The sequence below is a fragment of the Micromonospora sp. NPDC047730 genome (assembly GCF_043204765.1).
Classification (GTDB): domain Bacteria; phylum Actinomycetota; class Actinomycetes; order Mycobacteriales; family Micromonosporaceae; genus Micromonospora.
Window position 1 is genome coordinate 19,774 of sequence record NZ_JBIDCU010000033.1, and the last position, 15,939, is coordinate 35,712.

5 protein-coding genes are annotated in these 15,939 nt (G+C 73.9%); 4 read left to right on the forward strand and 1 reads right to left on the reverse strand.

The annotated features are described in order from the left end of the window. The first annotated feature begins 25 nt into the window (after positions 1-25). A complete protein-coding gene (locus ACGF5G_RS34485; RefSeq protein ID WP_393270921.1) occupies positions 26-1,618 on the forward strand; it encodes a bifunctional 3-(3-hydroxy-phenyl)propionate/3-hydroxycinnamic acid hydroxylase in 1,593 nt (530 codons plus the stop codon). A gap of 24 nt (positions 1,619-1,642) precedes the next feature. Further along, positions 1,643-2,530, forward strand: coding sequence for an SAM-dependent methyltransferase (locus ACGF5G_RS34490; protein ID WP_393270923.1), 888 nt, complete (start codon positions 1,643-1,645; stop codon positions 2,528-2,530). 76 nt (positions 2,531-2,606) lie between these two features. Here the strand turns inward: ACGF5G_RS34490 and ACGF5G_RS34495 are convergent, their stop codons facing one another. Continuing rightward, the gene (locus ACGF5G_RS34495) at positions 2,607-3,365 is read right to left on the reverse strand and encodes an alpha/beta fold hydrolase (RefSeq protein WP_350928012.1); all 759 of its coding nucleotides are present in this window, start codon (positions 3,363-3,365) and stop codon (positions 2,607-2,609) included. 283 nt (positions 3,366-3,648) lie between these two features. On the opposite strand from ACGF5G_RS34495, the gene ACGF5G_RS34500 reads away from it, so the two are divergent. Both ACGF5G_RS34500 and ACGF5G_RS34505 read left to right on the forward strand, forming a co-directional pair. Beyond that, a complete protein-coding gene (locus ACGF5G_RS34500; RefSeq protein WP_393270926.1) occupies positions 3,649-9,183 on the forward strand; it encodes an SDR family NAD(P)-dependent oxidoreductase in 5,535 nt (1,844 codons plus the stop codon). 35 nt (positions 9,184-9,218) lie between these two features. Beyond that, a partial coding sequence (locus ACGF5G_RS34505) for a type I polyketide synthase (RefSeq protein ID WP_393270928.1) occupies positions 9,219-15,939 on the forward strand: 6,721 nt, incomplete at its 3' end.

Consider the following 15,939-nt stretch of genomic DNA (forward strand, 5'->3'; position numbering starts at 1 on the left):
GACGCGGACTACACGAGGGACGACGATGACCGACGTACTGATCGTGGGCTACGGCCCGGTCGGGCAGGTGGCGGCGATCCTGCTCGCCCAGCGCGGCCTCAGCGTACGGGTGGTGGAGAAGCACACCACCCCGTACAGCATGCCCCGGGCCGTGTCGTACGACGGCGAGGCCAGCCGCATCCTCGCCGCCTGCGGCCTGGCCGACGTGCTCGCGCCGGCCGCCGACGACCCGGTCACCGAGCTGTCCGGCGAGTACACCTGGAAGAACGGCTTCGGCCGGACCCTGCTTCACGTCAAGGTCGCCGAGGACGGCCCCGCCGGCTGGCCCGACTCGATCTCCTTCTACCAGCCCGGACTGGAGGACCGCCTCGCCGAGCGGGGCGCCGCCCTGCCCGGCGTCGAGGTGCTGCGCGGGCTGGAGGTGACAGCGCTGGCCGACCACGGCGACCGGGTGGACGTCACCGCCGTCGACGCGGCCGGCGCCGAGCACGCCTTCACCGCCGGCTGGGTGCTCGGCTGCGACGGGGCGAACAGCTTCGTCCGCCGATGGCTCGACGCGGGCGTCACCGACCTCGGCTTCACCCACGACTGGCTGGTCTGCGACGTCGTGCTCAACGAGCCGGTCCAGTTCAAGCCCAACAACCTGCAGATCTGCGACCCGGCCCGCCCCCGCACCGCCGTCTCCGCCGGACCCGGCCACCGCCGCTGGGAGTTCATGCGGGTGCCGGGGGAGACCCTGGAGGAGTTCCAGAGCCTCGACAGCGTGTGGCGGCTGCTCGGCCTGTTCGACATCACCCCCGACACCGCCCGCCTCGACCGGTACGGCGTCTACACCACCCAGGCCTGCTACGCCGACCGGTGGCGCTCCGGCCGGGTGTTCCTCGCCGGGGACGCCGCCCACGTCATGCCCCCGTTCCTCGGCCAGGGCATGAGCTCCGGCTTCCGCGACGCGGTCAACCTGGCGTGGAAGCTGGACCTCGTCCACCGGGGCCTCGCCGACCCGGCGCTGCTCGACACGTACGAGGTGGAGCGGCGGGCGCACGTGCAGCACGCCATCCGGATGTCCATCGACTCCGGCAAGGTGATCTGCGAGACCGATCCGAAGCAGGCCGCCGGCCGCGACGCGGTGATGCTCGCCGCGCTGCGCCGGCGTACCCAGCAGCGGCACGCCCGGTCGCTGCGCGAGGCCGTCGTCGACGGCGTGCTGCACCGGGCCGCCGACGGCGCGCCCGCCCCGCACGCCGGGGACCCCGCGCCCCAGGGCCGGGTGACCGCCGGCGGACGCACCGGACGCTTCGACGAGGTCGTCGGCACCGGCTTCGTGCTCCTCACCCGCGACGACCCGGCCCCCGACCTCGACGTGGACCGGGCGGCGTTCCTCGACGTCCTCGACGCCCGCCGGGTCACCGTCCGCCCCGGCGACGCCGCCCCCGCCGCCGACGGAGACGTCGTCGACCTCGACGGCGTCCTCCTGACGTACCTGGACGGCGCGGCCGCCGATGCCGTGCTGATCCGGCCCGACTTCTACGTCTTCGGCGTGGCGGCGGGCCCGGACGGCCTGGCCGCCCTGGTGGACGACCTGCGCCAGCAGGTGTCCGCCCGGGCTCTGCAACCCTGACCACCACTGGAGAAGGAGCCCCACTTGCTGGAGAACATGCGCACCCTCGGCCGGCTCATCCGGACCCTGACCACCAAGGATCCGGTCACCCGCGTCCGCCGCTTCTACGAGATCCAGTCCCCGGGCGTGGAGTTCGCCGCCCGCACCACCCGCTACATGAACGTCGGGTACTGGGAGGAGGGCGTCACCAGCCTCGACGTGGCCGGCGAGGCGCTGGCCATGAAGCTCGCCGACGCCGCCGGCTTCAAGCCCGACGACACCGTCCTCGACGTCGGGTTCGGTTACGGCGACCAGGACTTCGCCTGGCTGCGGGACCGCCGGGTGGCCAAGGTGCACGGCATCAACGTCACCCCCCGGCACGTCGAGCACGCCCAGGCCCGCGCCCGCGAGGAGGGCCTCGCCGAGCAGGCCCAGTTCCAGCTCGGCACCGCCACCGCGCTGCCGTTCGAGGACAACACGTTCGACCGGGTGGTGGCCCTGGAGTCGGCGTTCCACTTCTACCCGCGCAGCGCCTTCTTCGCCGAGGCGTTCCGGGTGCTGAAGCCGGGCGGCACCCTCGCCACCGCCGACATCATCCCGCTGAGCAACGGCACCCCCCGGATGTCGATCAGCGCCGGCCCGCTCAGCTTCGTCAAGTTCAGCATCCCCGACGAGAACTGGCACGACCGGGCCGGCTACGCCGAGCAGCTGACCGCCGCCGGCTTCGCCAACGCCGACGTGCAGTCCATCCAGGACCGCACCTGGGAGGGCTGGCGGCAGTTCCAGGCCAGCCGGCCCAGCGACCCGGCCTTCCAGGCCGAGGTCGAGCGCAGCGCGGTCAAGGGCATGGCCAACCACTGGCGCGACGAGAAGCTGATCAAGAAGGAGCTGGCGCTGCTGGACTACGTCATCGCCGTCGGCCACAAGTCGTGACACGCCGCGGCCCCCGCCGCCCCGGGTCGTCCCGGGCGGCGGGGGCCGCGCCGTCTCCGCGTGCGCGTCCGCGCGGTCAGCCGACCGCCGTCCGGGCCAGGGCCGCCGAGATGGTACGCAGGATCGCCGCCTGGTGCTGGGCCAGGAAGAAGTGCCCGCCCGGGAAGACGTGCAGGTCGAACGCGCCCGTGGTGTGCTGCTCCCACGCCTTCGCCTCGTCGACCGTGGCCTTCGGGTCGTCGTCGCCGGTGAACACCGTCACCGGGCAGCTCAGCGCCGGCCCCGGCGCGTACTCGTACGTCTCCGCCGCCCGGTAGTCGTTGCGGATCGCCGGCAGCGCCGCCCGCAGCAGCTCCGGGTCACCCAGCACGGCGGCGTTCGTGCCGCTCAGCTTCTTCATGTCGGCGAGCAGGCCCTCGTCGTCGAGCAGGTGCACCGTCTCGTGCCGGTGGCATGACGGCGCCCGCCGCCCGGACGGGAACAGGTGCGCCGCCGGCCGCCCCGTCTCCGCCTCCATCAGCCGCGCCACCTCGAAGCCCAGCGTCGCGCCCATGCTGTGCCCGAAGATCGCCAGCGGCTGGTCCAGCCACGGCTTCAGCACCCCGAACACCTGCCGGGCCAGTTCCGGGATCGTGCCGACGCACGGCTCGTGGCGGCGGTCCTGCCGCCCCGGGTACTGGATGGCGAGAACCTCCACGGCCGGCGACAGCGCCCGCGACACCGGGAAGTAGAAACTCGCGGACCCGCCGGCGTGCGGCAGGCACACCAGCCGCGGGGCTCCGGCCGGCGCCGGGTGGAACCGGCGGACCCACAGGCCGTTGTCTGAGTCGGTCATTCGTACACGGTCCTTCCACCGGTGGCGCCGCCGTCAGCGCGGGCGCCGTGCGATCAAACGGACGCTAATCGGATCCACCGGGCCGGGGCCACCCCTAGCGGGCGACGGCGTGGGTTAGGGGTTGTCGCAGGTCATGGCGACGCCATAGCTTTCCCCCGCAGAGGGGACCCGTGGCTCTCGGCAGAATTGTGCTCAAGGGACGACAACCGATCTGGCCTGAGGAATTCGCGCATTCGTACCGTCGCCTACGTCAGGTCTCCGCCGGCCACCGCGATGGGTCAGGTTGATGGACACCGAAGAAAAGCTCCGGGAGTACCTGAAGAGGGTCACCACCGACCTGCGCCGGACCCGGCAACGGCTCCGTGACGTCGAGGACGAGGCGCAGCAGCCCATCGCCATCGTCGGCATGGCCTGCCGCTTCCCCGGCGGGATCACCTCCCCCGAGGCACTGTGGGATCTCGTCGCCGCGTCCGGGGACGCCGTCGGCCCCTTCCCGACCGACCGCGGCTGGGACCTCGCCGAACTGTACGACCCGACCCGGGAACGCCCCGGGACGTCCTGCGTACGCGAGGGCGGCTTCGTCCACGACGCGGGTGACTTCGACCCGCGCTTCTTCGGCATCTCGCCCCGCGAGGCCCTGGCCATGGACCCGCAGCAGCGGCTGCTGCTGGAGACCTCGTGGGAGGCGTTCGAGTCCGCCGGGGTCGACCCCGTCGGGCTCAAGGGCGCCCGCGTCGGCGTCTTCGCCGGGCTCACCCACGCCGACTACGCCGCCGGCGCCGCCGACGTGCCCGACGGCGTCGTCGACTACCTCGGCCTCGGTAACGCCGGCAGCATCAGCTCCGGCCGGGTCGCGTACGCGTTCGGCTTCGAGGGGCCGGCGGTGACCGTCGACACCGCGTGCTCGTCCTCCCTGGTGGCGCTGCACCTCGCCGTGCAGTCGCTGCGCTCCGGCGAGTCCGACCTGGCCCTGGCCGGCGGCGTGACGGTCATGCCGACGCCCGCCGTGTTCGTCGACTTCACCCGGCAGGGCAACCTGTCCATGTCCGCCCGGTGCCGGGCGTTCGCCGACGGTGCCGACGGCACCTCCCTCGCCGAGGGCGTCGGCATGCTCCTCGTCGAGCGGCTGTCCGACGCGCAGCGCCTGGGCCACCGGGTGCTCGCGGTGGTGCGGGGGACCGCCGTCAACCAGGACGGGGCGTCGAACGGGTTGACGGCGCCGAACGGCCCGTCGCAGCAGCGGGTGATCCGGCAGGCCCTGGCGAACGCGCGGTTGTCTCCGGCTGACGTGGACGTGGTGGAGGCGCACGGGACGGGCACCACCCTGGGTGATCCGATCGAGGCCCAGGCCCTGCTCGCCACGTACGGCCAGGGCCGCGACGGCGTGGAGCCGCTGCTGCTGGGGTCGATCAAGTCGAACATCGGTCACACGCAGGCTGCCGCGGGGGTGGCGGGTGTGATCAAGATGGTTCTTGCGATGCGGCGTGGTGTGGTGCCGGCGACGCTGCACGTGGATGTGCCGTCGTCGAAGGTGGACTGGTCGTCGGGTGCGGTGTCGTTGGTGACGGAGTCGACGCCGTGGCCGGTGGTGGGTCGGGCGCGTCGGGCGGCGGTGTCGTCGTTCGGGATCTCGGGGACGAACGCGCACGTGATCGTGGAGCAGGCGGAGGCGGTTGCGGTCGAGGCGTCGGCCGTGCCGGGTCTGCCGGTGGTGCCGTGGTTGGTGTCGGGGCGGTCGGCGGAGGCGTTGTCCGGTCAGGCGGGGCGGTTGGTGGAGTTCGTCCGGCGGGAGTCGGGTGTGCCGGCGGTGGAGGTCGGCTGGTCCCTGGCCACCGCTCGGGCGGCGTTGGAGCACCGGGCGGTGGTTCTCGGTGCCGATCGCGACGAGTTGCTGGCCGGGTTGGACGTCCTGGCCGGCGGGGCCGGGGTCGGCACCGTGGTCTCGGGTGAGGTGGTTACCGGCCGGCGGGCGTTCCTGTTCACGGGTCAGGGTGCGCAGCGGGTGGGGATGGGTCGGGGGTTGTACGACTCGTTCCCGGTTTTCGCCTCGGCCCTCGACGGGGTGTGCGGGCACCTGGACCGGGCGCTGCCGCAGCCGTTGAAGACGGTGCTGTTCGCGGATGCGGGCTCGGCCGGGGCCGCGCTGCTGGATCAGACCGTGTTCACGCAGGCGGGTCTGTTCGCGGTCGAGGTGGCCCTGTACGAGCTGTTGTCCTCCTGGGGTGTGCAGGCCGACTACCTGGCCGGTCACTCGATCGGTGAGGTGACGGCCGCCCACGTGGCCGGGGTCTTGTCGTTGGAGGACGCCTGCAAGCTGGTTGCCGCGCGTGGTTCGTTGATGCAGGCGTTGCCGGGTGGCGGCGGGATGCTGGCCGTGGGCGCGGGCGAGGACGAGGTCCGCGAGTTGGCCGGCGACGGCGTGGATGTCGCGGCGGTGAACGGGCCTCGGTCGGTGGTGCTGTCTGGTGCGGAAGTTGACCTCGATCGGGTCGAGGGGCTGTGCGTCGAGCGGGGTTGGCGGGTCAAGCGGCTGTCGGTGAGTCACGCGTTCCACTCGCGGTCGATGGAGCCGATGCTGGACGAGTTCCGGGCGGTGTTGAACACGCTGACCTGGCAGGCGCCGAAGCTGCCGATCGTGTCCAACCTGACGGGCCGGCTGGCTGATCCGGCGGAGGTCGTCTCCCCCGAGTACTGGGTGCGGCACGTGCGGGAGGCGGTCCGCTTCTCCGACGCCATCGCGACGCTGCACGGCTGCGGGGTCACCACCTTTTTGGAGGTCGGGCCGGACGCGACGCTGACCGCGATGGCGGCGGACACCCCCGCCGACCGGCCGGTGCACCACGTTCCCGCCCTGCGGCGGGACCAGACCGACACGACGAGCCTGGTCACGGCGCTGGCGCGGCTGCACGTCACCGGCACGACCGTGGACTGGGCGGCCTGGTTCACCGCGCAGACCGGCCAGCCGCCCCGGACCGTGGACCTGCCCACGTACGCCTTCCAACGCCAGCGCTACTGGCTCGACGCCGGCCCGGCCGAGGGCGGCGCGGACGCCTCCGGCCTCGGCGTACACAGCGGCCGGCACCCCCTGCTGAACGCCCAGCTCGTCTCCGCCGCCGACGACGTACGCATCCACGGCGGCCGGCTCTCGGTGCGGACCCAGCCGTGGCTCGCCGACCACGTGGTCTGGGGCTCCGTCGTCGTTCCGGGCACCGCGCTGGTCGAGATGGCGCTGCATGCGGGCGGGCAGGCCGGCTGCGACGCCCTCGACGAACTGACCCTCGCCGCCCCGCTCGTGCTGCCCGAGCAGGGCGCCCGTGCCGTGCAGCTCACCCTCGGCGCTCCCGACGAGCACGGCCGCCGTCGCGTCGCCATCCACTCCCGCCCGGCCGACGACCCGCGCGGCGACTGGACCCGGCACGCCGAGGGCATTCTCGCGCCCGCAGCCGCCGACACCGCCGAGGCGCTGACCGAGTGGCCGCCGCCCGACGCCGACGCCGTACCGGTCGAGCCGATCTACGAGCAGCTCGACCGGCTCGGCGTCGACCACGGGCCGGCGTTCCGCGGGCTGCGGGCCGCGTGGCGTACCGGCGAGGCGGTCTTCGCGGAGGTCGCGCTGCCGGACGGCACCGCCCCCGGGGCGTTCGCCATCCACCCGGCGCTGCTGGACGCGGCGCTGCACGTCGTCGGCCTCACCGACGACGCCGACGCCGACGCCTCCGGGGCCCGGCTCCCGTTCGCGTGGTCGGGCGTCGCGCTCTCCGCCGTCGGCGCCACCACCCTCCGAGTACGCGTCGAACGGGCCGGCACGGCGGTGTCGCTGACCCTCGCCGACGGCACGGGCGCCCCCGTCGCCCGGGTCGCCTCGCTGGTTTCCCGGCCCGTCGGCGCCGACCAGCTCGACGCCTCCGGGTCCGCCGACGTACCGCTGTTCGACCTGCGCTGGACCGCACTGCCGCTGCCGTCGCGGCGGGCCCCCGGGATCGTGGCGCTCGGCGAGGCCGCCGCCCTCGCCGATGCGGCGGTGCCCGGCGGACTGGCCGACCTCGCCGAGGCCGTCGACGCCGGCCTGCACGACCCCTGGCTGGTGCTGCTCCCGGCCGGCGCCGCCCCGGCGGGCGAGCCGCTCGGCCCCACCCGGGACCGCCTCGCCGACACCCTGACAACGATGCGGCGGTGGCTGGCCGACGACCGGTTCGCCGACCGGCGACTCGTGGTGCTCACCCGGGGCGCGGTCCCCGCCGACGACGCCGACACCGTGCCCGACCTGCCCGCAGCGGCCGTCTGGGGCCTGGTCCGCACCGCACAACTGGAACACCCGGGCCGGTTCGTCCTCGTCGACGTCGACGAACACACCGACGCCGAACTGCTCGGCCGGGCGTTGGCCGGCGACGAACCCCAGCTCGCGCTGCGGGACGGCCGGCTCCTCGTACCCCGACTGGCGTCCGCCGAGCCCGACCCGACCGGCGCGGTCGACCTGCTGCCGGACGGCACGGTGCTCGTCACCGGTGCCACCGGCACCCTCGGCGGCCTGCTCACCCGACACCTGGTCACCGCCCACAAGGTGCGCCACCTGCTCCTGGTCGGCCGGCGCGGCGCCGACGCCCCCGGCGCGGCCGACCTGCTCGCCGACCTCGCCCGGCTGGGCGCCCAGGCCCGGCTCGTCGCCTGCGACGTGGCCGACCGGGACCAGCTCGCCGCGCTGCTGGCCGACATTCCGGCCGAGCACCCGCTCACCGGGGTCGTCCACACCGCCGGCGTCCTCGATGACGCCGTCGTCACCGCGCTGACCCCCGAGCGGACCGCCGCCGTGCTGCGCCCCAAGGCGGACGCCGCCTGGCACCTGCACGACCTCACCCGGCACCTGGACCTGCCGATGTTCGTGCTGTTCTCCTCGATCGCCGGCCCGCTCGGCGGCCCCGGCCAGGGCAACTACGCCGCGGCCAACGCCTTCCTCGACGGGCTGGCCCACCACCGGCGCGCCGCCGGGCGCGCCGCCACCTCCCTGGCCTGGGGGCTGTGGGAGGAGAGCAGCGGCATGACCCGCCAGTTGGGCACCGTGCGGCGGGAACGGATGGCCCGCCAGGGCATCGCCCCGCTCGGCACCGAGCAGGCGCTCGCCCTGTTCGACGCGAGCCGGCGCAGCCGGCGGCCCCTGCTGCTGCCCGTACGTCTCGACCTGGTCGCGCTGCGGGACCTCACCACCGTCGACTACCTCCCGGCGCCCCTGCGCGGCCTGGCCGGCGTACGACCGCGGCGCGCCGCCGCCGGCGGGGCGGTGCCCGCCGGGGCCCTGCGCGACCGCCTGGCCGGGGCGTCCGACGAGGACCGCCGGCGCATGGTCGAGGAACTCGTCACCGGGCAGGTCGCCGAGGTGCTCGGCTACTCCTCGCCGGCCGCGGTCGGCGCCGGGCAGTCCTTCACCGAGCTGGGCTTCGACTCGCTGACCGCGGTCGACCTGCGGAACCGGCTGACCACCCTCACCGGCCTGTCGCTGCCGGCCACCCTGGTCTTCGACCACCCCACCCCGGACGCCCTCACCGGGCACCTGATGGCGCAGCTCGGCCCCGGCCGGTCCGCGCCCACGCTCCTCGACGAACTGGACCGGCTGGAGGCGGCGTTCGCCGCGACCCCGCCGGAGACCCTGGAGGAGCTGACCTCCGACGAGACGACCCGGTCGGCGGTTGCCGCCCGGCTCCGGGCGCTGCTCAACCGCTGGGACGGCGACACCGGCGCGGCGGGCGCCGCCGCCCAGGTCATCGACGACGCCAGCGACGACGAACTCTTCGACTTCATCGACAGCACGTTCGGTCGTAACTGACCGTCGTACCGCCCGCTTGCCGACCAACGCGACAGGTGAAATCCCCGATGGCCAACGAAGCCAAGCTCCGTGAGTACCTCAAGCGCGTCACCGCCGATCTCGCCGAGACCAGCGAACGCCTGAAGGCCGTCGACGCGAAGAACCACGAGCCGATCGCGATCGTCGGGATGAGCTGCCGGTACCCGGGTGGCGTCCGCTCGCCGGAGCAGCTCTGGGAACTGGTCGCCGCCGGCGGCGACGGCATCACCGCCTTCCCCGTCGACCGGGGCTGGAACATCGACGAGGCGTACGACCCCACCGGCGAGCGGCGGGGCAGCACGTACGCCCGCGAGGGCGGGTTCCTGCACGACGCCGGGGACTTCGACCCGGAGCTGTTCAAGATCTCGCCGTACGAGGCGCTGGCGATGGATCCGCAGCAGCGGCTGACGCTGGAGGCGTGCTGGGAGGCCATCGAGGACGCCCGGATCGACCCGCTGTCCCTGCGCGGCAGCCGCGTCGGCGTCTTCGCCGGCATGATGTACCACAACTACGCCGCCGGGCTCGGCGAGGTGCCCGAGACCCTGGACGGCTTCATCGGCGGCGGCACCGCCAGCAGCGTGCTGTCGGGGCGGGTCGCGTACACCTTCGGGTTCGAGGGGCCCGCCCTCACCGTCGACACGGCCTGCTCGTCGTCCCTGGTGGCGCTGCACCTGGCGGTGCAGTCCCTGCGCTCCGGCGAGTGCACCCTCGCCCTGGCCGGCGGCGTCACCGTGATGACCACGCTGGAGACGTTCATCGACTTCAGCCGGCAGCGCGGGCTCGCCCCGGACGGGCGGTGCAAGTCGTTCGCCGAGGGCGCCGACGGCACGGGCTGGTCCGAAGGGGTTGGGATGCTCCTCGTCGAGCGGCTGTCCGACGCGCAGCGCCTGGGCCACCGGGTGCTCGCGGTGGTGCGGGGGACCGCCGTCAACCAGGACGGGGCGTCGAACGGGTTGACGGCGCCGAACGGCCCGTCGCAGCAGCGGGTGATCCGGCAGGCGCTGGCGAACGCGCGGTTGTCTCCGGCTGACGTGGATGTGGTGGAGGCGCACGGCACCGCCACGACGTTGGGTGATCCGATCGAGGCGCAGGCGCTGCTGGCGACGTACGGTCAGGGGCGGCCGGGAGACCGTCCGCTGCTGTTGGGGTCGGTGAAGTCGAATCTGGGTCACACGCAGGCCGCCGCTGGGGTGGCGGGTGTGATCAAGATGGTCCTCGCGATGCGGCACGGTGTGGTGCCGGCGACGCTGCACGTGGATGCGCCGTCGTCGAAGGTGGACTGGTCCTCGGGTGCTGTCGCGCTCGCTACCGAGTCGATGCCGTGGCCGGTGGTGGATCGGGCGCGTCGGGCGGCGGTGTCGTCGTTCGGGATCTCGGGGACGAACGCGCACGTGATCGTGGAGCAGGCGGAGGCGGTTGCGGTCGAGGCATCGGCCGTGCCGGGTCTGCCGGTGGTGCCGTGGCTGGTGTCGGGGCGGTCGGCAGAGGCGTTGTCCGGCCAGGCGGGGCGGTTGGCGGAGTTCGCCCGGCGCGGGTCCTCGGATGTGGTGGAGGCCGGCTGGTCCCTGGCCACCTCCCGGGCGGCGTTGGAGCACCGGGCGGTGGTCCTCGGCGCCGACCGGGACGAGTTGCTGGCCGGGTTGGATGCTCTGGCTGTTGCGGCCGGGGTCGGCAATGTCGTGTCGGGCGAGGTGGTGTCCGGGCGGCGGGCGTTCCTGTTCACGGGTCAGGGTTCGCAGCGGGTGGGGATGGGTCGTGGGTTGTACGACGTGTTCCCGGTGTTCGCGGAGGCGTTCGACGGGGTGTGTGCCCGGTTCGAGGGCCGGTTGCCGCGCTCGTTGCGGGACGTGGTGTTCGGTGAGCCTGAGCTGTTGGACCAGACGGTGTTCACGCAGGCGGGGTTGTTCGCGGTCGAGGTGGCCCTGTACGAGCTGTTGTCCTCGTGGGGTGTGAGGCCGGACTACCTTGCCGGTCATTCGATCGGTGAGGTGACCGCCGCGTATGTGGCCGGGGTCCTGTCATTGGATGACGCGTGCGCTCTGGTCGCCGCTCGTGGCTCGCTGATGCAGGCGTTGCCGTCGGGTGGCGGGATGCTGGCGGTGGGCGCGTCCGAGGACGAGGTCCGCGAGTTGGCCGGTGACAGCGTGGATGTCGCGGCGGTGAACGGGCCTCGGTCGGTGGTGCTGTCTGGTGCGGAAGTTGACCTCGATCGGGTCGAGGGGCTGTGCGTCGAGCGGGGTTGGCGGGTCAAGCGGCTGTCGGTGAGTCACGCGTTCCATTCGCGGTTGATGGAGCCGATGCTGGAGGAGTTCCGGGCGGTGCTCGACACGCTGACCTGGGAGGCGCCGAAGCTGCCGATCGTCTCCAACCTGACCGGCCAACTGGCCGATCTGGCCGAGATCGCCGGCCCGGAGTACTGGGTGCGGCACGTCCGGGAGACGGTCCGGTTCTCCGACGCGGTCAAGACGCTGCACGGGTGTGGGGTGGGCACCTTCCTGGAGGTCGGCCCGGACGCGACGCTGACCGCGATGGCCGCGGACACCCCCGCCGACCGGCCGGTGCACCACGTTCCCGCCCTGCGGCGGGACCAGACCGACACGACGAGCCTGGTCACGGCGTTGGCGCGGCTGCACGTGACGGGCACGCCGGTGGACTGGGCGGCCTGGTTCACCGCGCAGACCGGTCAGCCGCCGCGCACTGTCGACCTGCCCACCTACGCCTTCCAGCACCAGCGCTACTGGCTGAACGCCCGCACCCGCCCGCACGGCCCCGAAAGCGGACCCGGCTTCCCCGACGACGCCGCCTTCTGGCAGGTCATCGAGAACCAGGACGTCGAGGCCCTCGCTACCACGCTCGCCGTCGACCCCGAGGCGACGCTGGGCGACGTGCTGCCCGCCCTGTCGGCGTGGCGCCGCCGCCGGGAGGCGGAATCGACGCTCGACTCGTGGCGGTACCGGGTCACCTGGCAGCCGCTCCCCGACGCCCCCTCCCACCGGGAGGTCACGGACCTGCTGCTCGTCGTACCCGACAGTGCCGGCGGGACGGTGGAGGAGTGGACGACGGCGCTCGCCGCGCCCGGCGTACGGGTGCTGCGGGTGGCCCCCGGCCGCAGCCGCGACGCTCTCGCCCGCGATCTCGCCGAGGCGTACGCCGAGCAGCCGCCCGGCGCCGTCCTGTCGCTACTCGGCCTCGCGCCCGGCCCGCACCCCGAGTCCCCCTCCGTGCCGGCCGGGCTCGCCGACACCGTCACGCTCGCCCAGGCGATCGGCGACGCCGGGGCCGGCGCCCGGCTCTGGATCGCCACCCGGAGCGCGGTCGCCGTCGGCCCCCGCGACCAGCACGTCGACCCCGACCAGGCGCTGCTCTGGGGCTTCGGCGGCGTGCTGCGCGCCGAGCACCCCCAACGCTGGGGCGGCCTCGTCGACCTGCCCGAGGCGGCCGACCCGCGCGGCGTACGGCTGCTGCGCCGGCTGCTCGACGGCGAGCGTGCGGAGGACCAACTCGCCATCCGCGCCACCGGCGCCCACGCCCGCCGACTGGTCCGCGCCGGGCAGCCGGCGGGCCCCGGCCGCGAGTGGACCCCACGCGGCACGGCGCTCGTCACCGGCGGTACGGGCGCCCTCGGCGCGCACGTCGCCCGCGCCCTCGCGGCGGCCGGCGCCGACCACCTGCTCCTCGTCAGCCGGCGCGGCCCCGACGCCCCCGGCGCCGACGCGCTGACCCGGGAGCTGACCGCGCTCGGCGCCCGGGTGACCGTGGCGGCGTGCGACGTCGCCGACCGGGACGCCCTGCGTGACCTGCTCGCGGCGGTACCCGCCGACCTGCCGCTCACCGCCGTCGTGCACACCGCCGCGGCGCTCGACGACAACGTCGTCGACGGCCTCACCGTCGGGCAGCTGGCGACGGCCCTACGCGCCAAGGTCGACGCCGCCCGCCACCTCGACGAACTGACCCGCGACCACGACCTGTCGGCGTTCGTCCTGTTCTCCTCCCTCGCCGGCACCATGGGCGGCCCGGGCCAGGCCAGCTACGCCCCCGGCAACGCCTGGCTCGACGCCCTCGCGCACCGCCGGCGTGCCGAGGGGCTACCCGCCACGTCCATCGGCTGGGGCCTGTGGGCCGACGGCGGGGTCAGCGCGGGTGACTTCGAACGCCGAATGGCCCGCAACGGCTTCGGCGCGATGGACCCGGCCACCGCCGTGCGGGCGTTCACCCGCGCCCTCGACCACGACGAGACCCACCTGGTGGTCGCGGACGTCGACTGGGACCGGCTCGCCGGCAACGCCGCCGGGCCGCGCCCCGACCCGCTGATCCGCGACCTGCTGACCGCCCCGCAGGTCACCGACGCCGCCACGGCCGACCGGGCCGCCGGGGCCGGCGCGCTGCGACAGCGGCTCGTCGGGCTCTCCGAGCCCGAGCAGCTCGACCTGCTCCGTGACCTCGTCCGCGGCGAGGTCGCGGCGGTGCTCGGCCACGCCAGCGCCGACCAGGTGCCGGCGGAGCGCGCGTTCCGGGACCTCGGCTTCACCTCGCTCACCGCCGTCGAGCTGCGCAACCGGCTCGACGCGGCCATCGGGCTCACGCTGCCCGCCACGCTGGCGTTCGACCACCCCAACCCGACCGCCCTGGCCGCCCACATCCGTACCGAACTGCTGGGCGGGCACGCGCTGCCCGCGACGCAGACCCCGACCGTACGTCCCGTCGACGACGACCCGATCGTCATCGTCGGCATGGGCTGCCGCTTCCCCGGCGGCGCCGGGTCGACGGAGGAGTTCTGGCGGCTGCTCGTCGACGGCGTCGACGCCATGTCCGACTTCCCCGTCAACCGGCACTGGGCCCCCGAGGCGCTGGCGTCGTCGTACGTGTCCCAGGGGGCGTTCCTGCACGACGCGGGCGCGTTCGACGCGGAGTTCTTCGGAATCTCGCCGCGCGAGGCCACCGCCATGGACCCGCAGCAGCGCCTGCTGCTGGAGGTGTCCTGGGCGGCGATCGAGGACGCCCGGATCGACCCGCTGTCCCTGCGGGGCGGCCGGGTCGGCGTCTTCGCCGGCACCAACGGGCAGGACTTCGACAACCTCATCCGGTACGGCGGCGAACGCCTCGCCGGGTACGGCGCCACCGGCGCGTCCGCCAGCGTGCTGTCGGGGCGGGTGGCGTACTCGTTCGGGTTCGAGGGGCCGGCGGTGACCGTCGACACGGCGTGCTCGTCGTCGCTGGTGGCGTTGCACCTGGCGGCGCAGGCCCTGCGGTCGGGGGAGTGCGATCTGGCCCTGGCCGGTGGCGTGACGGTGATGGCCACCCCGGGCGCGTTCGTGGAGTTCTCCCGCCAGGGGGGCCTGTCGGCCGACGGCCGCTGCCGGTCGTTCGCCGAGTCGGCGGACGGGACGGGCTGGGGTGAGGGCGTCGGCGTGCTGGTGGTGCAGCGCCTGTCCGACGCCCGGCGGGACGGCCGGCGGGTCCTCGCGGTGGTACGCGGCTCGGCGGTGAACCAGGACGGGGCGTCGAACGGGCTGACGGCGCCGAACGGTCCGTCGCAGCAGCGGGTGATCCGGCAGGCTCTGGCGAACGCGCGGTTGTCCCCTGCTGACGTGGACGTGGTGGAGGCGCACGGCACCGCCACGACGTTGGGTGATCCGATCGAGGCGCAGGCGTTGTTGGCGACCTACGGTCAGGGTCGCGACGGCGTGGAGCCGTTGCTGTTGGGGTCGGTGAAGTCGAATCTGGGTCACACGCAGGCCGCCGCCGGGGTGGCGGGTGTGATCAAGATGGTCCTTGCCATGCGGCACGGTGTGGTGCCGGCGACGCTGCACGTGGATGCGCCGTCGTCGAAGGTGGACTGGTCCTCGGGTGCTGTCGCGCTTGCTACCGAGTCGATGCCGTGGCCGTTGGTGGGTCGGCCGCGTAGGGCGGCGGTGTCGTCGTTCGGGATCTCGGGGACGAACGCGCACGTGATCGTGGAGCAGGCCGAGGCCGTCGAGGTCGCGGCGGCGGATGTGGATCTGCCTCTGGTGCCGTGGTTGGTGTCAGGGCGGTCGGCGGAGGCATTGTCCGGTCAGGCGGGGCGGTTGGTGGAGTTCGCCCGGCGGGAGTCGGGCGTGCCGGCGGTGGAGGTCGGCTGGTCCCTGGCCACCGCCCGGGCGGCGTTGGAGCACCGGACGGTGGTGCTGGGCCGTGATCGTGGTGAGCTTCTGGCGGGCCTGGAGGCCCTGGCGGGCGGTTCCGCGGTTTCCGGCGTGGTGACGGGTCAGGCGTCGCCGGGTCGGGTCGCGGTGTTGTTCACGGGTCAGGGTGCGCAGTGGGTGGGGATGGGTCGGGGGTTGTACGACTCGTTCGCGGTGTTCGCGGAGGCGTTCGACGGGGTGTGTGCCCGGTTCGAGGGCCGGTTGCCGCGCCCGTTGCGGGAGGTGGTGTTCGCTTCCGAAGGCTCGCCCGAGGCCGAGCTGTTGGATCAGACGGTGTTCACGCAGGCGGGTTTGTTCGCGGTCGAGGTGGCTCTGTACGAGTTGCTGTCGTCGTGGGGTGTGAGGCCGGACTATCTGGCCGGCCATTCGATTGGTGAGGTGACTGCCGCCTATGTGGCGGGGGTGTTGTCGTTGGAGGACGCCTGCAAGCTGGTTGCCGCGCGTGGGTCTCTGATGCAGGCGCTCCCCGCTGGTGGCGGGATGCTCGCGGTCGGTGCGTCCGAGGGCGAGGTGCGTGGGCTGGTCGGTGACGGCGTGGACGTGGCGGCGGTGAACG